Annotated in this window: 15 protein-coding genes; 9 read left to right on the forward strand and 6 right to left on the reverse strand. The window is 54.5% G+C overall.

The genetic code is table 11. The features are described from left to right. Positions 1-10: 10 nt before the first annotated feature. Positions 11-2,059, reverse strand: coding sequence for a sensor histidine kinase (locus tag ACTU44_RS03090; protein WP_462096635.1), 2,049 nt, complete (start codon positions 2,057-2,059; stop codon positions 11-13). 542 nt (positions 2,060-2,601) lie between these two features. Between ACTU44_RS03090 and lepA the strand changes: the two genes are divergently transcribed. Together lepA and ACTU44_RS03100 are read left to right on the forward strand one after the other, a co-directional pair. Continuing rightward, positions 2,602-4,407 carry a translation elongation factor 4 gene (gene lepA, locus ACTU44_RS03095; RefSeq protein WP_114096562.1) on the forward strand — a complete coding sequence of 602 codons (1,806 nt, stop codon included), beginning with the start codon at positions 2,602-2,604 and terminating at the stop codon, positions 4,405-4,407. Between the two features lie 141 nt (positions 4,408-4,548). Further along, positions 4,549-5,007 carry a heme-degrading domain-containing protein gene (locus ACTU44_RS03100; protein ID WP_462096636.1) on the forward strand — a complete coding sequence of 153 codons (459 nt, stop codon included), beginning with the start codon at positions 4,549-4,551 and terminating at the stop codon, positions 5,005-5,007. A 6-nt stretch (positions 5,008-5,013) separates the two neighbouring features. Here ACTU44_RS03100 and ACTU44_RS03105 read toward each other — a convergent pair whose 3' ends face one another. Continuing rightward, positions 5,014-5,412, reverse strand: coding sequence for a GFA family protein (locus ACTU44_RS03105; protein ID WP_462096637.1), 399 nt, complete (start codon positions 5,410-5,412; stop codon positions 5,014-5,016). A gap of 39 nt (positions 5,413-5,451) precedes the next feature. Continuing rightward, positions 5,452-6,474: an NAD(P)/FAD-dependent oxidoreductase gene (locus tag ACTU44_RS03110; protein WP_462096638.1), complete on the reverse strand. Its 1,023-nt coding sequence runs from the start codon at positions 6,472-6,474 to the stop codon at positions 5,452-5,454. Between the two features lie 253 nt (positions 6,475-6,727). Here ACTU44_RS03110 and tsaE point away from each other — a divergent pair, with 253 nt between their 5' ends. The 6 genes from tsaE to trxA all read left to right on the forward strand — a co-directional run bounded on the left by tsaE (position 6,728) and on the right by trxA (position 16,191). After that, a complete protein-coding gene (gene tsaE, locus ACTU44_RS03115) occupies positions 6,728-7,204 on the forward strand; it encodes a tRNA (adenosine(37)-N6)-threonylcarbamoyltransferase complex ATPase subunit type 1 TsaE (protein WP_462096639.1) in 477 nt (158 codons plus the stop codon). Beyond that, positions 7,201-8,325 carry an aminoglycoside phosphotransferase family protein gene (locus ACTU44_RS03120; RefSeq protein ID WP_462096640.1) on the forward strand — a complete coding sequence of 375 codons (1,125 nt, stop codon included), beginning with the start codon at positions 7,201-7,203 and terminating at the stop codon, positions 8,323-8,325. The genes tsaE and ACTU44_RS03120 overlap by 4 nt, the downstream gene beginning before the upstream one ends. Further along, a complete protein-coding gene (locus ACTU44_RS03125; RefSeq protein WP_462096641.1) occupies positions 8,322-9,083 on the forward strand; it encodes a nucleotidyltransferase family protein in 762 nt (253 codons plus the stop codon). Before ACTU44_RS03120 ends, ACTU44_RS03125 begins: the two co-directional genes overlap by 4 nt. Next, positions 9,083-12,244 (forward strand): double-strand break repair protein AddB, encoded by a 3,162-nt coding sequence (gene addB, locus ACTU44_RS03130; RefSeq protein WP_462096642.1) that lies wholly within the window; start codon positions 9,083-9,085, stop codon positions 12,242-12,244. The genes ACTU44_RS03125 and addB overlap by 1 nt, the downstream gene beginning before the upstream one ends. Then, a complete protein-coding gene (addA, locus tag ACTU44_RS03135) occupies positions 12,241-15,708 on the forward strand; it encodes a double-strand break repair helicase AddA (RefSeq protein ID WP_462096643.1) in 3,468 nt (1,155 codons plus the stop codon). Before addB ends, addA begins: the two co-directional genes overlap by 4 nt. A 162-nt stretch (positions 15,709-15,870) precedes the next feature. Continuing rightward, positions 15,871-16,191 carry a thioredoxin TrxA gene (gene trxA / locus ACTU44_RS03140; RefSeq protein WP_101246499.1) on the forward strand — a complete coding sequence of 107 codons (321 nt, stop codon included), beginning with the start codon at positions 15,871-15,873 and terminating at the stop codon, positions 16,189-16,191. 67 nt (positions 16,192-16,258) lie between these two features. Here the strand turns inward: trxA and ACTU44_RS03145 are convergent, their stop codons facing one another. Both ACTU44_RS03145 and ACTU44_RS03150 read right to left on the reverse strand, forming a co-directional pair. Further along, positions 16,259-17,203, reverse strand: a complete 945-nt coding sequence (locus ACTU44_RS03145; protein WP_336079925.1) for a GNAT family N-acetyltransferase — start codon at positions 17,201-17,203, stop codon at positions 16,259-16,261. A gap of 440 nt (positions 17,204-17,643) precedes the next feature. Further along, positions 17,644-18,585, reverse strand: a complete 942-nt coding sequence (locus ACTU44_RS03150) for a hypothetical protein (protein ID WP_462096644.1) — start codon at positions 18,583-18,585, stop codon at positions 17,644-17,646. A 330-nt stretch (positions 18,586-18,915) separates the two neighbouring features. Between ACTU44_RS03150 and ACTU44_RS03155 the strand changes: the two genes are divergently transcribed. Further along, a complete protein-coding gene (locus ACTU44_RS03155; RefSeq protein WP_336079927.1) occupies positions 18,916-19,083 on the forward strand; it encodes a hypothetical protein in 168 nt (55 codons plus the stop codon). Positions 19,084-19,198: 115 nt separating this feature from the next. On the opposite strand, the gene ACTU44_RS03160 is transcribed toward ACTU44_RS03155, so the two are convergent. Further along, positions 19,199-20,884: a methyl-accepting chemotaxis protein gene (locus ACTU44_RS03160; protein WP_462096645.1), complete on the reverse strand. Its 1,686-nt coding sequence runs from the start codon at positions 20,882-20,884 to the stop codon at positions 19,199-19,201. Positions 20,885-21,043: the final 159 nt, after the last annotated feature.

Here is a 21,043-nt window from a genome sequence, read left to right on the forward strand (position 1 = left end):
TGGTCGGGGGTTATTCGGGCCGATTGACACGCAGGGTAAAAATGATGGTTGTGCCCGGATCGCTGACCGGGCGGCTGGTATCAAGCCAGATGCGTCCGCCATGCTGTTCGACAATCTTGCGACACAGCGATAATCCAAGGCCGGTTCCGGAAAACTCGTCTTTATGCAGGCGCTGGAACAGGCGGAAGATGCGTTGTGCATGTTCCGGATGGATGCCAATCCCGTTGTCCCGAACTGAAAAACGCCAGAAGTCGCCCAGTACCGGATCAGGTTCGACCGTGATTTCAATATGCGGGGGGACACCCGGGCGGCGATATTTGATGGCGTTGGATAAAAGATTCTGGAACAGGCGGGAAAGGGCAATCCGGTCCCCCTTGATCGTGGGCAGATCATCATGGGTGATTGTCGCGTGTTCCTGGCTGATCACGGCCTTAAGGTCTGCCTGTGCCTCGTTGAGAACAAGGTTGCAATCAATCTCGGTAAGGTCTTCGCTGGTGCCGGTTTTGGCATATTCAAGCAGATGGCTGATCAGCTTGTGCATCCGTTTGGCGCCATCAACCGCATAATCGATATATTCGTCAGCTTCCTGATCAAGCGTGCCGCCATAACGACGTTTGAGAAGCTGAGTATAGCTTGCCACCATGCGAAGGGGTTGTTGCAAGTCGTGAGACGCGACATAGGCGAATTGTTCAAGATCCTCGTTGCTGCGTTTAAGCTGATCAAGGGTATCGCGCAGCTTGTTGGCATTCTCGACAAACTCGGTCACGTCACGTGCACTGGCAAAGGTCATGCCGTCAATCGGCCCAATACCCCGCCAGGCCAACCAGCGTACCGATCCGTCATGATAGCGTACCCGCAAGATTGTTTGCCCATCCCCGATCATGATGGGCCCGCCGCTCTGGCCAAAGGCTGTCATCGCCGATTGCTGGTCTTCGTGTTCGAACAGGTTAAAGAAATTCATGCCGGTCAGGTCATGGAGTTTCGGACCAATCAGCTCTTCAAGTGCCGGGCTGAATCCACGTAAAATGCCATCCTGATCAACGGCAATTGATGGTTCCGGTGTATGCCGAAGATAGGTCTCAAACGGATGGCATAATTCCTGTTGCTCGGCAGTTTCCAGAATCAGCACGGAAATGATGTCGGCGTCATTATCCTTAAGGCGTTGCGCCATCAGATAAAAACGCTGTGACTGCTGGGCGGTAACCCGAAGATCGACCATTGCTCCGATCCGTTCGGTCGGCCAGTTGTTATCAATCAGTGGGCCTTTGAGCTTCGCGCGCGATGACGGTGAAAGACGATCAAGGAAGTCGGTCATTAACGGACGCACTGTCTCGTCAGTCGGGCCAAGGATTTCCGGCCAGTTCAACTGGGTGCTGAGCTTTCCATCCTTGCTGTCAACCGGCCAGCTGATCACCGCACAGCCGCATTGCGACAGGGTGTTTTCGGTTTCGCTAAAATGCTCGGTCAGATTGATCGCACGCAGATGCTGGCGTTTCAGGCGCTGCCACAGCCAGAATGACAGGCCGCTCATGATGACCAGCGCCATGACAAACATCAGGGCATGCAAAATGATGGCCTGACGCCAGTTTTCCATCATCACACTGCGCGGGGTATAGGCAACAACAATACGGTCAATGTCATGAAGCTTGCTGTAAGCCATGATCATGACCTGTTGATTGTGAACACATAGCAGGGACGCACGATCAGCTTTTTGTTCGCGAATAAAGTCCGATAGATCACCGATCAGATGTGGCGGGATAAAGCCCTTGATCTGATGAAATTCTTCATCAAGGACACCGATGGTGATGGTGGAATTGTCATCAACAATCTGTTGCAGATCGATATCCTGATGCTGAAACAGCATCAAACCAAGCCGATATGCCGTTGCCTCAAGCTCGGCGCGGGCGTGATCAACTGCACTGTCATAAAGCGTTTTCTGAATAAAGAAGAACGAAAAGAGCAAGACAAACACGCCCGTCAGGGTCAGGGCTGCGAGCCTTTTGCGCAGTTTAACCAGACTGCGCTGGGACAGGGATGGCTCGATGGATGTCATGAACATGTTTTCAGCGTATCCCTGTCAGGATGGTTTCAGGTTTCCACCCTTGAAACCTATGTTCTTTTCGTGTGGTTGAAAAGATGACAAACAGATGAATTCATGGGTGCAAACAAAGAAAAAGTGTTTATCCACGCCAGTTTGGCAGTTCTTTGACGTGTTTGGTGCCAATCGGCACCGGTTTGATCAAAAGGCCTGCGTGCCAGACATGTGAATTCGTTGGGGGCGAAACACAACACAACGCTTCTAATTCCGGGCAAAAACCCCTATAAACCCGCTGGTGATTGATCCGGGAAATTGAAAAGACAGTTTTCCGAATGATATGGCGATCACGCAAGGCGGGTTTTCCTGTTCATGCCAGTCCGGCAATCGGATGTGATCCGGCCTCTGAGTCGCGGCCTTTGGGTGCGCAGACCGGGGCGGAACGCAACAGGACAGCTTGCTGATTGCGCCGAACGTATCAGCCCGGTTCGGGTGATCACACCGTTTCGAAACAAATGTGCCACGCGGCGAAATGCCAGCCAATTTTAGTGCCAGAAGCAGCCAAAATGACTGACCTTAAGAACATTCGTAACTTTTCGATCATCGCGCATATTGACCACGGTAAATCGACCCTGGCCGATCGTCTGATCCAGTTGACCGGTGGCCTGACCGAACGTGAGATGGCCGATCAGGTTCTCGATTCGATGGATATCGAACGTGAACGTGGCATCACCATCAAATCGCAGGCCGTACGTCTGAAATATACCGCCAAGGATGGGCAGGAATATACGCTCAATCTGATGGATACGCCCGGCCACGTTGACTTTGCCTATGAAGTGTCGCGCTCGCTTGCCGCGTGCGAAGGATCGCTTCTGGTGGTCGATGCTGCGCAAGGCGTAGAAGCACAGACGCTGGCCAACGTTTATCAGGCGATTGAAAATAACCACGAAATCGTTCCGGTCCTGAACAAGGTTGACCTTCCGGCGGCCGAACCCGACCAGGTCAAGGAACAGATCGAGGAAGTGATCGGCATTGATGCGTCAGATGCGGTGATGATTTCAGCCAAGACTGGTCTTGGCGTTCCCGATGTGCTCGAAGCACTGGTTCATCGTCTGCCGGCACCGACCGGTGATGCGACCGCGCCGCTTGAAGTTTTGCTGGTTGATAGCTGGTATGACACCTATCTCGGCGTGATGATTCTGGTGCGTGTGAAGGAAGGGACGCTCAAAAAAGGGCAGAAAGTCCGCTTCATGAACGCCAAGGTCAGCCACACGATTGAACGTGTTGGTGTCTTTACGCCAAAACCGCTGGCGCTTGATGAACTGGGCCCGGGCGAGGTTGGCTTTATCAACTGCGGTATGAAAACCGTTGCCGAATGCGAAGTCGGTGACACCATTACCGAAGAAAAACGCCCCTGCGCCAAGCCGCTGGCCGGTTTCAAACCGTCCATTCCGGTGGTGTTCTGTGGTATTTTCCCGGTTGATACCAGCGAATATGAAGTGCTGCGCGATGCGCTTGAAAAGCTGCATCTCAATGACGCGTCCTTCCAGTTCGAACCGGAAAACTCGACCGCACTTGGTCTTGGTTTCCGCTGTGGTTTCCTTGGTCTTCTGCATCTTGAGATCATTCAGGAACGCCTGGAACGCGAGTTCGAGCTTGATCTGATCACGACGGCACCGTCGGTTTCCTACAAGATCACCATGACGAAGGGCGAAGAAATCCTGCTGCATAACCCGGCAGATTTCCCCGACGTCACCAAGGTCAAGACGATTGAAGAACCGTGGATCAAGGCATCGATCATGGTCCCGGACGAATATCTTGGCGGTATTCTGACCCTTTGCACCGAACGTCGTGGTATTCAGCTTGATCTGACCTATGTCGGGAACCGTGCAATGGCGGTTTACAAACTGCCGCTTAACGAAGTGGTGTTTGACTTCTATGACCGTCTGAAATCGATTTCGCGCGGCTATGCAAGCTTCGATTACGAGATTGCCGGTTATGACGAAAGCGATCTGGTCAAGGTTTCCATCCTTGTGAACGAGGAACCGGTCGATGCGCTGGCGCTGATGGTACACCGGTCGGCGGCTGAATATCGTGGTCGCGAGATCTGCAAGCGTCTCAAAGACCTGATCCCGCGTCAGATGTTCCGTATCGCCATTCAGGCCGCCATCGGTGGCAAGGTGATTGCCCGTGAAACCGTATCAGCACTCCGTAAGGACGTGACGGCAAAATGTTATGGCGGTGACGTTTCGCGTAAACGTAAACTTCTTGAAAAACAGAAGGCCGGTAAGAAAAAGATGCGTCAGTTCGGCAAGGTCGAAATTCCGCAGTCGGCCTTTATCAATGCGCTCAAGATGGGCGACGAAAAATAGACCGAAATTACGATATCGAAACAAAGGCTGTATCATATTGTTGATGCAGCCTTTTTTCTTTGCTGTTTCCAGTATCCCTTTTGCTGGGGTATGGATGGTTCAAACCGACACTTTGCGACATATCTGCCCAAGGAGCCTTCCATGGATCTCGACCTTCTCGCCAGACAGGAAGCAAAACTGATCTTTGATCGCTTTGATGAGGATACGGCTTGGGCGATTGGTACCAAACTCTTTGCGGTGGCAAAGACGCAAAACGCCCCGGTGGTAATTGATATCCGCACCCCGGACCGCACACTGTTTCATGCAGCCCTTCCGGGTGCCAAGCCGGCCAATGATTCTTGGGCGCGGCGCAAAAGCAATCTGACCTTGCGCGAACATGAAAGTTCGATGCGTTTCGGGCTGGTGCTTACGGCCAAGGGCAAAACACTTGCCGATCACGGGATTGATTTTGCCGATTTTGCCGATCATGGCGGCAGCTTTCCGATCCGGGTTGCCGGTGTCGGGGTGATTGGCGCCATTACAGTTTCGGGGCTGGCATCACACGAAGATCACGGCATGATTGTGGATGTTCTGACCAAACATCTTGGCGTTTCGATCTGATCGAACTCAGTCGAGATGTTCGATGTCGGGATCAATTCCGGCAAAGCTTTCAAGGGCGGTGCTCATCCACAGATGTTTGCGGGCCTTGAACGGACGGGGGTCATCAAAACTGCCAAGGCGGAAATCAATCTCGCTGTCTTTGGCACCATTCCGCCAGGTCAGGCTTGATCCGCATTTCGGGCAAAATCCACGGAACTTACCGGGCGAGCTTTCATAATCGGTTGGCATGCCATTCCATGTGACGGCACTGGTCGGAAAGCAGACAAAGCTTGAAACACCCGAACCGCTATCCTTGCGGCACATGCCGCAATGGCAATGATTGCTGCCAATTGGATCACCGGAAGCAACAAAGCGCACCGCGCCACAAAGACATCCGCCGGAATGGGTCGGTTTGTTTGTGGTCATGGTGCGCTTTCCTTAAATACAGGCTATGACGGGCTTCGATTATTCGTTGGGAACACCCGTGGTGGTCGAATATTCGAAGTGGAATTCCTTGTCCGGGAACAGATAGGAACGTGCGGCATGGATCGCGCTGGCCCCTTCGGCAAAGCCCGACAGGATCAGTTTCAGTTTGTGCTCATAGGTCGCGATATCGCCAATCGCAAAGATGCCCGGAACCGATGTCTGCATGGTCGCCTGGGTCACACCGATATGGTTTTTATCAAGGTTCAGTCCCCAATCGGCAATCGGGCCAAGCTCCATGGCAAGGCCAAAGAACGGCAGAAGGTGATCGGCTTCAAGTTCGAGCTCTTCGCCCTTAAGCGTTGCGACAACAACGTGGGAAAGCTGTCCATTTTCGCCCTTAAGGCCCTTAAGCTGATAGGGGATGACCATTTCGATCTTGCCAGTTTCTGCCAGTGCCTGAAGCTTTGCGCTGCTATCGGGTGCTGCACGGAATTTCGGGCGACGGTGCACGACCATGACTTTTTCAGCCACGTCATGAAGCGACAATGCCCAGTCAACGGCCGAATCACCGCCACCGGCAATCACGACTTTCTTGCCTGCGAAATCGGCACGACGTTTGACGTAATACTGAACGCCACCCGACCCTTCGTAATCTTCGAGGCCCTCCATCGGGGGCTTGTTCGGGCCAAAGGCCCCGCAGCCTGCGGCAATTACAACCGCACCCGCATCAATGACCGTGCCGGTATTGGTTTCAAGCGTGAAACGGCCATCATCGCGTTTTTCAAGTTTGATGACCTGCTGGCCCAGATGATAGGTCGGTTCAAACGGTTCGGCCTGTTTGGCAAGCTGGTCAATCAGGTCCTGACCGGCAATCTGCGGATGGGCCGGGATGTCAAAAATCGGCTTTTCCGGATAGAGCGCGCTGCACTGGCCGCCGACCATTTCAAGCGCATCAACCACATGGGATTTAAGCCCCAGCATACCGGCTTCGAAAACCGCAAAAAGCCCAACCGGGCCTGCGCCAATAATGGCAATATCGGTGCTGTGTGATGCGTCTGACATATTCATTCCATCCAAATAAAATCAAATTTGGGCTCGGTTCGATCTTCGGCCCGGCGGTGTGCGGGAAATCTGTTCATCGCGAAATAACATCTGGGGGCATATATCGCAATGTAAACCGGGCGAATTCGGGTTGTTTGGCTGGAAATGCTGTGTGCCTGATCACGACCACGTAAAATCATTGCGAATGGTGGGCTTCACACCCTACAAAAGAGGACATAAACGCATCCTGTCGCCAAATCGATAAACGGACATCATGAGCAAGACAGTCACTGTCAGCGATCAAACCGGGACCGAAGCCCTTGCCGCCCAACTTGCAGCCGTCGCCAAACCCGGCGATGTCATCCTGATGCATGGCACATTGGGGATGGGGAAAAGTGCGTTTTGCCGGGCCTTTATCCGTGCGGTTGCCAATAACCCCCATGAAGAAGTCCCAAGCCCGACCTTCACGCTGGTCCAGATTTACGAGCTCGATCGTCTGCCGGTCTGGCATTTTGATCTCTATCGCCTGTCCGATCCCGAAGAAATCCATGAACTGGATATCGAGGATGCCTTTGCCGACGCCGTCAGCCTGATTGAATGGCCCGACCGGCTGGAATATCTGACCCCGGAAAACCGGCTTGATATTCATATCGAACCCGGATCGAACCCTGATGGGCGGGTGTTTATCCTTGAGCCAAGCGGGGATGACTGGATTAAACGCATTGATCAGCTGTCAGGGAATCAGGCATGAGCCGCGCAACCCCGGATCAGGAACGTCGCAATTTCGAACGCCAGGATTTTCTGGTGTCCTGTGGCTGGCAGAATGCACAGGTCTCGCCCCTTGTCGATGATGCATCGGCGCGCAAATATTTCCGCCTTGAACGCCGTCATGACACGGCCCTTTTGATGGATTTCCCACCATACGAGATTCATGTCGATCCGCACGGGATTTATGATGATCCCGAACGCCCGGCATCGGTTGCCCCGGTTCTTCACACAACGGCGCTGTTTGAACGTGCGGGCTGGCGGGTGCCGGAAATCCACGCCTCGGATGAAAAACGCGGTCTGGTCCTGATCGAGGATTTTGGTGATATCACCTTTACCCGTGCGCTTCAGGCGGGTGGCATCATGGATGGCACAGGTCAGGACGGACTTTACCTGCGTGCGGTTGAACAACTGATCACGCTGCACCGCTTCTGTGATGGTGGGGGTATGGCAGATTGCGGGTTGGTCCAATATGGCCCGGATAATTTCCGCAAGATGCTGGCCAGTTTCAAGAACGACTATTTGCCACTGATCATCGGTGACGAGGGCAAGCGTATTGCGGCGATTACGGCATTTGACCGGTTGCTTGATGACGTGCTGCCAATGTGCTGGCAGGCGGGCGAGGTGATCATTCATCGCGATTATCATGTCGATAATCTGATGCTGGTTGAAAATGGCGATGGCGGGGATGATTGCGGCATCATTGATTTTCAGGACGCGGCAATTGCCACGCGACCCTATGATCTGGTGTCGCTTCTGCGCGATGTCCGCCATGATATCGGCCCGGACCTTGAAGCCCGGATGAAGCAGTTCTATCTGGCGGCTTTCCCTGATATTGATCGTTCTGTATTCGAAATGTCTTATGTCGCGACCTCGATGGTGCGCAATTTCCGCATTTTGGGCCGGTTCGGCTGGCTTGCGGTCAAGGCGGGGAAAACCCGTTATTTTGATTATATCCCGCGTTGCTGGGAATTAATCCTGCGCGGGGCAGCCGATCATTTGCCCGCACTCGAAGAATGGGTGCAAACCCATATCCCCGATCCGGCGCGCAAGGCCCCTGATCTTGCAAAGACCACAACAGATTTAACCCGCGAGGCGCATTCATGACCGGCACCCCAAAAAGCGCACAGGCAATGGTACTGGCCGCCGGACTTGGCAAACGGATGCGCCCGATTACCGATACTATGCCCAAACCACTGGTGCCGGTGGCGGGCAAGCCGATGCTTGATCATGTGCTTGATAAGCTTGCCGCGGCCGGATTTGATCAGGCGGTGGTGAATTGTCATTACCTTGGCCAGATGATTGTCGATCACGTCGCGACACGGGCAGCACCCAAAGTCATTACTTCGCCCGAAGCCGACCTTCTGGAAACCGGCGGCGGGGTCAAAAATGCCCTGCCGATGCTGGACCGTGATGCCATCCTGATTGCCAATGCCGATGTCTTCTGGACCGAAGGGCGGGATGCCTTGTTTGATCGTATGATCAGCGCCTTTGATCCCGACCATATGGATGCGCTTCTGGCAATTTATCCGGTGGCGGACGGGTATGGCTATGACGGTGCTGGTGATTTCTTTTGGCAAGTCGACGGGCGGTTGAAACGTCGCGGGGAAGCCGCAAACGCGCCCTATTTCTTTACCGGCGTGCAGGTTCTGTCGCCGCGTCTGTTTGAAGACACGCCCGACGGGGCGTTTTCGCTCAATGTGGTTTATGACACGGCACTCGCAGCAGGGCGGTGTTACGGGCTTGTCCATGATGGCGGGTATTTCCATATCGGCACGCCCGAAGCGCTTTCGGAATCCGAACCGGTGATAGCCAAGGCGCTTGAAATTGAGCGCAGCAAACAAGCTACATCCGGGGGCAAGTAATGGCGGACCTGTTTGATTACATGGACGCACCGGAATATCCCGACGATGGCGTGGACCCGTTTGGTGTCCAAGATGCGCTCCGTCAAAATCTGTTCTTTATCCCGCCTGGCGAAGCCTTTGCCGATCTGATTGCCAAACAGCTGATGGCTGAAACGGCTGATCAGCCTGATGCGTTGCCTGATCATGTTTTGATGGTGCCCAACCGTCGCTCGGCCAAGGTCATGCGCGATGCCTTCCTGCGGCAATCAAACGGGGCGGTTACATTGTTGCCAACCATCCGGCCACTTGGCGAGGCGGATGAGGATGAACTGGCGATCTATGGCGCGGGTGGGGAGCAGGCGGCTCTTGACCTTCCACCTGCCATTCCGGATCTGCAACGAAAACTGCTTTTGACCCGCTTGATCATGAACCGGCCCGATCATCGCGGTGAAAAACCGACCGCCGATCAGGCAGCCCGGTTGGCGGGCGAGCTTGCCCGTTTTCTCGATCAGGTACAGACGGAAAACTGTGCCTTTGATGACCTCGAAGGACTGGTGCCCGAAGAATTCGCCGAACACTGGCAACTGACCCTTGAGTTCCTGCAAATCCTGACCCTGCATTGGCCGGGCATTCTGGCGTCACAGGATGTCAGTGACCGGGCGATGCGTCGCAATGCCCTGATCAAGGCGCAGATTGATCTTTGGGCGGCAAATCCGCCGCAAACTCCGGTGCTGATTGTCGGGTCGACCGGTCCGTTCCCGGCATTGCGCGATTTGATGCGCGCGGTTCTCGGGATGCCGATGGGGCGGGTGGTTCTGCCCGGACTGATGAAGGGACTTACGCACGAAGACTGGGCCGCCATCCACGAAGACGCCACCCATCCGCAGCATTTGCTGGGCAAGACATTGCGCCATATCGGACGACACGCCGACAGTGTTCTGCTTTGGCCGGCTGTGACAGATGAAACCGAGGCCACCATCGAACGCCGCCGTTTGGCCCGCGAAGCCCTGCGTCCGGCCAAAACCACGCATCACTGGCGTCATATTACGGGCTTTGGCCCGGATGTACTGGATGGTGTGTTGCGCGTGGACTGTTCGGGTGCCCGTGAAGAGGCAACCACAATCGCCCTTATGATGCGCGAGGCCCTTGAACATCCGAGCAAGACCTGTGCGCTGGTGACCCCGGATCGTGGTTTGGCGCGCCGTGTCGCGACCGAGCTTCGGCGGTGGGAAGTTGAAATTGATGATTCGGCGGGTATCCCGCTCCATGACACGGCGCCTGCCATTTATCTGCGTCTTGTCGTGCGTGCGGTTCAGGAAGAATTCGCACCGGTTCCGTTGCTGGAATTGCTGAAACATCCATTGTCGGCCGCCGGACTTTCGCCGGAAACCTTCCGTGTTCTGACCCGGCTTCTGGAAAAAGAGGTCTTGCGCGGGGCGCGTCCGGGGCCGGGACTGGATGGTTTGCAAACCGCCCTTGATGGCTGGCGTGACGAGGGGATCGAACGCCTGACAGCAAGCGGGTCGGAAAGTGCACCCGCCCGGATTGAACGTCTGCGCGATGATCATGATCGGCTATCTGATCTGGTGGCGCGTTGTGCGGCCTGTCTTGAAAGTCTTTCGGACCTGAATGCGGAAAAGGCCCTGTCACCGGTTCATGCCCTGCGCTGCCATATCACCGCTGCCGAGGCATTGGCGGCAAGCGATACCCAATCCGGTGCAGATCGTCTGTGGCGCGGCGAAGCGGGCGAGGCACTGGCTGATTTTGTCCATGAATTGCTTAATGCGCTTGGCGAATTCGTGCCGATGCCTGGCAATCGCTATGGCGCGTTTCTTGATGCATTGATGGCCGATCGCGCAGTACGCCCGCGCTATGGCAAACATCCGCGTCTGTTTATCTGGGGAACGGTCGAAGCGCAGATGCAGCAGGCCGATCTGACCATTCTGGGCGGCCTGAATGAAGGTGTCTGGCCACCCGCAGCCGGTGCCGATCCATGGATGAGCCGCCCCATGCGGACCAAATTCGGCCTGCCCGCCCCCGAACACCGGGTCGGGCAATCGGCCCATGATTTCCAGCAGCTGTTCTGTTCGCCCGATGTGGTGATGACCCGCGCATTGCGTATCGAAGGCACGCCGACCGTGCCGTCACGATGGTTGTTACGGATTGAAAACATTCTTCGGAAATCGGGCGTTTCCATGGAAAAACCCGATGCGAGCGACTGGCATGCCTTGGCGGAAACCCTTGATGAGCCGACCGATGACATGAAAATCCGGATCGGACGACCAGCACCGAAACCACCGGTATCGGCACGTCCGCAACGTCTGTCGGTGACCCAGATCGAAACGTGGATGCGCGACCCCTATGCGATTTATGCCCGTCATATTCTGGGCCTGCGCAAGCTTGACGGGGTGGATGAAGATCCCGGTGCGGCCGATTACGGTAATCTGATCCATGATGCACTGGATCAGTTCATTGCGCGTCATCCCGATCATCTGCCGTCTGATGGGGAACATGAATTGCTGATCATCGGGCGCGAAGTCTTCAAGCCGCTGGCAGCCCGTCCGGGGCTTTGGGCATTCTGGTGGCCGCGTTTTGAACGTATCGCCAAATGGTTCATCCAGACCGAAGCCACAAGGCGCGATGCCGTGCGCAGGTCCTATACCGAACAGGCAGGCACCCTTGATACCAGCAGTGGCTTTCAGGTCTATGCCCGTGCCGACCGCATTGATGAGCTTCGCGATGGCGGGATTGCGATCATTGATTACAAAACCGGCCAAGTACCTGCCAAAAAAGATGTGCTGAGCGGATTCGCTCCTCAGTTGCCGCTAGAAGCAGCGATTGCCGAAAAGGGTGGCTTTGGCGATGTGCCGGCTGGGCCCCCGGCTAGTTTGGCATTCTGGAAGCTGTCTGGCGGTGATCCAGCAGGAAAGATTGAAGAACTGGATGCCAAGAGCTTGAAGGCAACACCTGCTGAGTTGGCTCATGCAGCTGTCGAAGGGGTTAACCGATTAGCTGAGGCTTTTAGTGATTCCGAGACTCCATATTTCAGTATTCCAAATCCTGATCACGCGCCGAAATATTCGGATTATGTGCATCTGTCGCGTCTGCGGGAATGGATGGGCAGCGAAGATGCCGATGAAACTGCTGATATGCATGATGCTGGGGAAGGGGATCCGTCATGACCGAAATGCGCGGTACTGATCCCAATATCCTGCAACGCGACGCATCTGATCCCAATGCATCGGTCTGGGTGTCGGCATCGGCCGGTGCGGGCAAGACCAAGGTGCTTTCGGACCGGGTGTTGCGTTTGATGCTTTCGGGCACCGAACCCCACCGGATTTTGTGTCTGACCTTTACCAAGGCCGCCGCGGCCGAGATGGCCAACCGTGTCAATGAACGGCTGGGCCGTTGGGCGACGATGGAAGATCGCGAACTTCATGACGATCTTGCCAATCTCGGTGGGGCATCGCCCGGTTCAGATGAAACCATTCGTGCGCGTCAGCTCTTTGCCCGCGTTCTGGATGCGCCGGGCGGGATGAAAATCCAGACCATCCACGCGTTCTGTCAGTCGCTGTTGCGTCGTTTCCCGCTCGAAGCCGGGCTTGCCCCGCATTTCGAAATCATGGATGACCGCACAGCGGCCGAAACCATGGCCGATGTGCAGGAAGAAGTCCTGGCCTTTGCCCGAACCGGGCGCGATGAAGATCTGGCCAAGGCGCTGTCGGTGGTGACCGGACAGGTCGGCGAAGGTGCCTTTGGTGAAGTGATGGGCGAACTTGCCCGTGAACGCGGGCGTCTTAAACGGATGCTGGCCAATCTGGGCGGCGCAAACCGGATGCGCGATGCGGTCTATAAGGCGCTTGGTGTGCCGGTTGGACTGAGCGAGGAAGCGATCCTTGCCAAGGCACTGTCTGATGATGCCTTTGATCGCGATGGTCTGATGCGTGGTCTTGCCGCGCTTGAAGCCGGAACCAAAACCGATCAGGCTCGTGTGCCTGCGCTCGCGCAGTTTCTGGAAAAAACCACGGTCGAAGACCGGCTTGCAGTGTTTAGTGATTATCGCAGCGTGTTCTTTACTAAGACGAAGGATGAACCAAGGGCTAAACAGGTTACCAAGGCAGCGGCCGAAAACCATCCGATGGGGGCAGATGCCCTTGAACAGGAATGTGCGCGCCTGATCGAAATTGACCGGCAATGCAAGGCCGCGGCCATGGCAGGCGCGACATCGGCCCTGATCACCATCGGCAATGCGATGCTTGATCGCTATGCCACCAAAAAGGCGCTTCATGCCCGTCTTGATTATGATGACCTGATCCTGACCAGTCTGGGACTGCTTGAACAGCACAGTAAAATGGCCAGTTGGGTGTTGTTCAAACTCGACGAAGGCCTTGATCACATCCTGATTGACGAGGCGCAGGACACCAACCCGGAGCAGTGGAAAGTCGTCAGTATTCTGGCAGATGTTTTCTTTGAAGATGCTGCGCGTCACGCCGAAAAACCGCGCACCATCTTTGCCGTTGGGGATACGAAACAATCTATTTACAGCTTCCAGCGTGCTGATCCGGAAAAGTTCGCCGAAATGCGTCGTTATTTCCGGGAGCGGGCAACTGAAATCGCCGCCGTTTGGCGCGAAGTTCCAATGAATATCTCGTTCCGTTCTACCGATGCGGTGTTGGGCACGGTCGACCGTGTCTTTGCCGGACCGGTAGCAAGGCAGGGCGTTGGCGATGATGGTGCGCATGTGGCCCATAGTCCGTTTCGTGTCGGGCAGGCAGGCCGGATTGAGCTTTGGCCCGCCGTGGAACCACAGGAACGTGCATCCGAAGACCCCTGGACGCCACCAACCCGGGTCGTGCGTCTCGAAGACCCGGAAATCCGTCTGGCACGGGTGATCGCCGGGCGCATTCGCCACGCGATTGATGAAAAGGAAATCCTGACATCGCGTGGTCGCCCGGTGAGGGCGGGCGATTTCATGATCCTGGTGCGCCGTCGCACCGCCTTCGTTGACGAGGTCGTCAAGGCGCTTAAGGAACACAATGTTCCGGTCGCCGGTGTTGACCGTATGCAGATCACCGATCAGCTTGCAGTGATGGACCTTGTGGCATTTGGCCGCTTCCTGTTGATGCCCGAAGATGATCTGACATTGGCCGAGGTACTTAAAAGCCCGTTGATCGGTTTGAACGATGATCAGTTGTTTGAAATCGCCCATAACCGTCCCAGAACCCTTTGGCATGCGCTGCGTGAAAAGGCAGGCGCGGTGGATGACGGCTCAATCTTTGCCCGTGCTTACGCGTTCTTGTTCAAATGGCTTGGCCGGGTGGATTACGAGCGCCCGTTTGAGATTTATGCCGAATTGCTGGGTGGTCGCGGCGGGGATGCGCGCGGTGCCCGTGCCCGTCTGGTCGGGCGTCTGGGGATCGAGGCCAATGATCCGATTGACGAATTCCTGAACCTCGCCATGGGCTATGAGGCCAATCATGCGCCGACCCTGCAGGGTTTCTTGCACTGGCTGATGGCCGGTGATGCCGAGATCAAGCGTGACCTTGAACAAAGCGGACGTGATGAAGTCCGCATTATGACCGTGCATGGGGCAAAAGGCCTTCAGGCCCCCATCGTTTTTTTACCGGACACTATGCAGGTGTCAGACAAATCGCCTAATCTTTTCTGGCAGGAGGACCGGAACTTAATGTTTTGGTTGCCACGTGTGGCGATGGAAACTGATGTGGTTTCGCGGCTCCGTGAGGCCATCAAAATTAAACGTAATGAAGAGCACAACCGACTGCTATATGTTGCGCTGACCCGTGCTGAAGATCGACTGTATATTTGTGGTTGGGCTGGCGGGAAAAGGGCACCCGAGCATTGCTGGTACAATCTGTGCCAGCAGGCGATGGAAGGCTACGCCAAACCCGCCCGGATTGATCTGGCAACCTATTCCGGGTCTGGTTGGGACGGGGAAGGCTGGATTTGGGAAACCGATCAGTCCGAGCTGCCAAAGCCCGATAAAGTCGATATCGTTTCGGATAGTCAACAAAAACTCAGGCGCGGCCTGATCCGCAATATTGCCCCCGAAGAGGCCTTTCCGCCAAAACCACTGGCACCAAGTCGCCCGCTTGAGGAAGAACCCGCTGTTCAATCGCCATTGGGCGGGGATCAGGGGCAAAGCTTCAAGCGTGGAATTTTGATTCATAAGCTTCTGGAATTGTTGCCAGACCTGCCCATTGATGCGCGCCGTGCCGCGGCGGAGCGTTTTTTGGCCCAACCCGTTCACGTACTTGAAGCCGATCAGCAAGCCGAGATTGCCGATGAAACCATCGCCATTTTCAACAATCCGGACTTCGCCCCGGTCTTTGCATCCGGATCACGGGCCGAGGTGCCACTGGTCGGGATTGTCGGCGGGGATGTTGTTTCAGCCCAGATTGACCGGCTTGTCGTGCGTGACGATGATGTGATGATTGTGGATTATAAAACCAACCGTCCGCCGCCGCGTGATGTCGAAGGAACGCCACGTGCCTATCGTCGACAGATGTCGATATACCGGGCGGCACTGGCGCAAATGTATCCGGGAAAAAAGGTGCGTTGTTTCATTCTTTGGACAAACGGACCATGGATGGTCGAACTTCCCGATCATATTCTGACATTTAGCTAATCTAATCGACTCTGCAGAACACAAGGCATAGCGCGGGTGACATGACCGCTGATCACCCAATGCGCTTGACGTTTGCATTCGTGCTGCCTACCTTGGCCTCATACAGCGGATCGAGGTTAACGGGGAATACCCCTTGCCTCGTAACAACTAGGATCTGAAAGTATGACCACGATTAAAGTTTCCGACGGTTCGTTCGATTCCGACGTTCTGGGTTCCAACGACCCGGTATTGGTCGATTTCTGGGCTGAATGGTGCGGTCCGTGTAAACAGATTGCGCCGTATCTCGATGAAATCGCCGGTGAACTGGGCGGCAAGCTCAAGATCGCCAAGGTGAATATCGACGAAAACCCGAACACCCCGGCGAAATACGGTGTTCGTGGCATCCCGACCCTGATGATCTTCAAGGGCGGCGAAGTTGCGGCGATGAAAGTCGGCGCGTTGCCGAAAAGCGCACTTGTTGACTGGATCAACCAGTCGATCTGATCCTCAGATCACAGAATTCAAAAAGGCGGGCTGATATGGCCCGCCTTTTTTTATGGCCACGTTCCAGTCAAATTCGAAACGGGTTGCCTGCTGGAATGTGCCGTTCCCATTGGATCGTTTCATGGACGCGCTCGAATCCAAATCGTTCAAGCGCTTTCCATGATGCGGCATTACGTGCATCAACATAGGCCAAAACCGGAAGATTCCAGCGTTTGGCAGCATCGTTAATCAGATGACGTGATACAAGGTCGGTAACGCCGCTGCCCCAATGCTTGCGCAAGGTCGCAAGACGTGGCGAAAGAACATGCGCGCCGAGATTCAAGCTGACCACATTGGCAACGATCTCATCACCAAGCATGCCGATGAAAAACACATTGGCACCACCTTCATAAAGGGCACGGATGCGTTCCGGTGCGGTCGGTACCGTTGTTTCCCAACTGGCGAAAGCACGGTTATGGATGTCGGTGAGTTGTTCAAAGATATCGGGCGTTTTCTTGATGAAATCATCATCAAGAATGATGGATGTGTATCCCTTGTCCAGGGCGCGTTGCGCATGGGGAAACTGATCGGGTTCTACCGGTCCTGCCGGTCGAATATATCGGTAGTTGCTGGCTTTTTTTTCAAAACCAAGTGCCTGAAGGTCCTGTTCGACAAACGCTACATCTTCAGGCGGGATCAGTTTGATGATTGTCGATTGTTCGTAGGTGTCCTCGACAGATCGCAAGGCGTCGCAAGCCGCATCAGTCAGGGTGCGGGGATCCTTTTGCAGCACATCAACCGAAATCAGAATATTCGGGGTGTCGGTCTTGTCATTGTTGCGGACAATCGAGACGGCCGCCGTCATTTGTCCCGCATCATCTTCAAAGAAGTAATCTGTGCCTTCGCGCAGGACGACGGCCTCATAATCAATAGTGGCCATGTAATTTCGGACTTCTTCCGTGCTGACCGTCCGGCGCAGATCGGCAAAGCGTTTTACATTGTCCGGAGAGACTGGAAGAAGCGTACGGGTCACGGATGTACTCTTTTGATGAAAATGGAATCAGTGATTATCTATCAAGACGTTAACGGGTTTCGAGGTCAAGTGAAAGTCATGGAAAAGGCGGACTTGATCAGCCCTCCTTCAAATTTGGCCTGCTCTGAGCCAATGCGATCAGGTGGCCCGGATGTCTTCAAAAAATAGCCTGATCTGGGTCAGCAATGCCTGTGATTTGTCGCTCAGGCTGTTGGATATGGTGAGAACATCGGTTGTTGCATGACGCGCATCCTCTGCTGATTGAAGCAAGCGGACTACGTTGCGGGCGATCTCGCCTGTTGCAGCATTCCCACCCGCAACCTTATGACGTTTTTTATCCGCGATGACAGATGTTCGATTGTGCCCAAGGCTCTTTGGATACTGCCCTGAAGGCCGTTGCTATGGCTGGCAAGGTTTTTGACCTCGACGGTAACAACGGTTCAGACAGTCAGTCGTTCTCCTGCTAGGACCTTGCGCTCCCAGACGCAATATTCGGCGACCCTGGACAGTCCGAACCGTTCAAGTGCTTTCCAGGATGCTGCATTTGTGGCTTCGGCATATCCAACGATGGGTAGGTTCCAGTGTTTCGCAACAAACTCGGCGGTGTGTCGGCACATCAGATCAACCGATCCTGTCCCCCAGTGACGGCGCAGGCTGTAATATTGGGGGGATAGAACATAACTCCCCAGATTGGTGAGCATAATGCTTCCTGTTACTTCATCGCCAAGTTTGGCGATGATTGTCTTGTTTGCCTCGGTGTCATAACTTTTGCGCATCCGTTCCGGTGTTGTTGGGCGCACGAGATCGCAACCGGAAAAGGCACGATTATAAATATCGGCAAGCTTTTCAAAGATATCGGGATCAGATGCGACATAATCGTCGTCTATCAGGACTGATCTGTATCCACGCCTTGTCGCGCGGTCGGCATGAGGAAACTCGCCGGGCTGAGGTGGTCCCGGTTTTCTTTCATAGCGAAAGCTCGCCACGTTTTCGCAAAACCCTATTTCCATCATATCCGTTTTTGGAAAGGCTGATCCTATCGGGTCGTAAACGCGATAGAGCGTGTCAGATTCGACAATATCTTGTGCAGTCGCGGCAAGAACTTTGCACAGCATTCTGAACTCTGTCTTTGGTGTCTTGTCTCTGGCTTCGACCGAAATCATGATGCAACGATCGTTAACGAGGGCGTTTCCGTTCCGGATTGAAACAGCAGCCTGCATCACGCCATCGTCATCAAGAAGAGCATATTCCTCGCCTTTATCAAGAATGGCCGCAGCCAAATCAGTCGTCTGGAACTGCTGCTGCTCTTCTTCGCCGGCGATTTCGCGACGTAACGTGACATAAGGCGTTATATTGTCTTTCGTGACAGCAACAAACTGCATGATGCTTGGTTTTTCCGGTTCCTGTTTACAACAAACTTGCAGGATATCTGGGCGGTAATCAGCCAAAAGGTCAAGGACAGCACGATCAGGAAACACCGTTTCGAAAGGTCGTTTGTCATAATGTTTGCCGGGGTAAATGCTGCATTCCGTTGTTGCACAACAGATCGGTGCCCTTCACGAATCACAGTATAAGGCGGACGTCAGTTCGTTACGGTGATGTGAGTATTTATGATTTCTCTGCGCTCTTTACTTATCAATCATTAATTATCAAAATTGACCGGTTATCCATCAATTGCGGCACTCTCACCGCATCTATCAGGGGTTGAACAGATGAAAAACGTAACTTCTTTGGAGCCTGAGAAATTGGCGGGATGGCAGGCATCAGGTGGTGCCAAGTCACTTGAGGATACTTCTGCTCGTGGGGATCAAGGCGATATGCAGGATTATGAAATTTCTGCAGCGCTTCCAACCCGTGTACCGAGTTGCTTTCACCCTTAATCCGTGCAAGCTCAGGGACAGCTCGGACGGTATTGACTTCTGATTACAGCAGAAAAGCGGTCTGGATTTTCAGACCGCTTTTCATATTAACCCGGTTTAATGCATTCACAGGTGATCAGGCTGCCCTGATGTCTTCAAGGAACTGCTTGATTTGAACCAGAAGCGTTTGTGATTTGTCGCTCAGGCTGTTGGATGCGGTAAGAACATCGGTCGATGCATGACGCTCATCCTCTGCTGATTGACGCAGGCCGTCCACGTTGATGGCAACTTCCTTGGTACCAGATGCGGCCTCGGAAACGTTGCGGGCAATTTCGCCGGTCGCGGCATCCTGCTGGCTTACGGCAGCAGCAATCCCGCCCGCAACTTCATTGAGTTCTTTCATCCGCGATGACAGATGTTCGATTGCGCCCAAGGCACCCTGGGTGCTGTCCTGAATGCCATTGATATGACCGGCAATGTCTTCGGTTGCACGGGTTGTCTGGTTCGCAAGGTTTTTGACCTCGGCGGCAACCACTGCAAAGCCTTTGCCGGCTTCACCCGCGCGTGCTGCTTCGATGGTGGCGTTCAGGGCCAGCAGGTTGGTCTGTTCAGCAATTGATTGAATCAGTTCGACGACTTCACCGATTTTGTCCGATGCACTGGCCAGTTCGGCAAAAATGGCGCTGGCGTCATCGGCCTCGTTCGCACCGGACTGGGCAATATCGGAACTGCGCGCAACCTGGATGGTGATTTCATCAATCGCGGCGGCAAGCTGTTGGGCAGCCGACGCCACGGTATCAACATTGGTTGCGGCTTCTTCGGTCGCGGCGGCAACATTGGCTGCCTGAGCCGTGGTTTGATCGGACTGTGCGGCCATGCTGGTGGCCGTGCTGCGCAGCTGATCAAGCGCGGCATTCACTGTGGTCAGGTTGCTTTCAACTTCGTGTTCAAACAGCGCAATCCGGCTATCGACATTTTTGGCCCGAGCGAGTTGGGCTGCGTTTGCTGCATCCTGTTGCTTCTGCAGGCGGTCGGCTTCTTCACGGTTGGCGCGGAATACTTCAAGTGCGCGGGCAAGATCCCCAATCTCGTCCTTGCGTTCGATGGCGTTGTTTTCAACTGACAAGTCACCATCGGCCAGACGTGACAGGGCTGCAGTGATGTTGCGCATTGGCTCGGTCGTGCTGCGTTCAACCGCAAAACCAAGGCCACCAATGACGATCATCATCGCGACCAGCGTAAGGATATCGGTCTGGGCCCGTGACCAGAATGCGGCTTCGACATCATCGGTATAAATGCCCGCTGCGACAACAAGGTCCCAGCCATCAACTTTTTTGGCAAAGGCCAGCTTGGGTTCGTTGTTTTTGGTGCTTGGATGCGGCCAGACATAGGAAACAAAGCCACCATCCGGGTTTTTGGCGGCTTTGGCAAGGTCGGCAACCGGTGTTGCGCCCGTCGGGTCCTTGACTGTCCCCGCACTTTTCCCGGCAAGTTTCGGATTGATAGGATGCATGACCATCGTGCCATCAAGATCGGTGACAAATACGTAATTGTCGCCGTCAAATCGCTGGGCAGAGATGATCTCAAGGGCGTGTGTGCGGGCTTCGTCGTCTGAAAGCTCGCCAGATTTTGCGCGCTTGGCGAAATCTTCAAGAATACTGGCCGACTGATCCACTGTGTAGCGCAGTGTGACCTGTCGGTCGCCGAGCATGGTACCATGCAAGGACATCAGATTAATGACCGCCATTACGACCAGTGCGATGGCAACCAGTATAATTACACCGCGCAACTTCCACGCGAACGAATAATCAGACAACTTCATTTGGCACCTATTCCAATGGCGATGTGTCGCATTTCTGGTGAAATGCACGGAACAAAATTGAAAAGTTGCAGGTTATTTCGCGGATTCGGGGAATGGTTGCACTGATCTATGCCAAATACTTAAAATAAAAATTATTAAAGTGAGGAAAAAGAAGATCAC

The organism is Thalassospira sp. SM2505 (assembly GCF_054901115.1).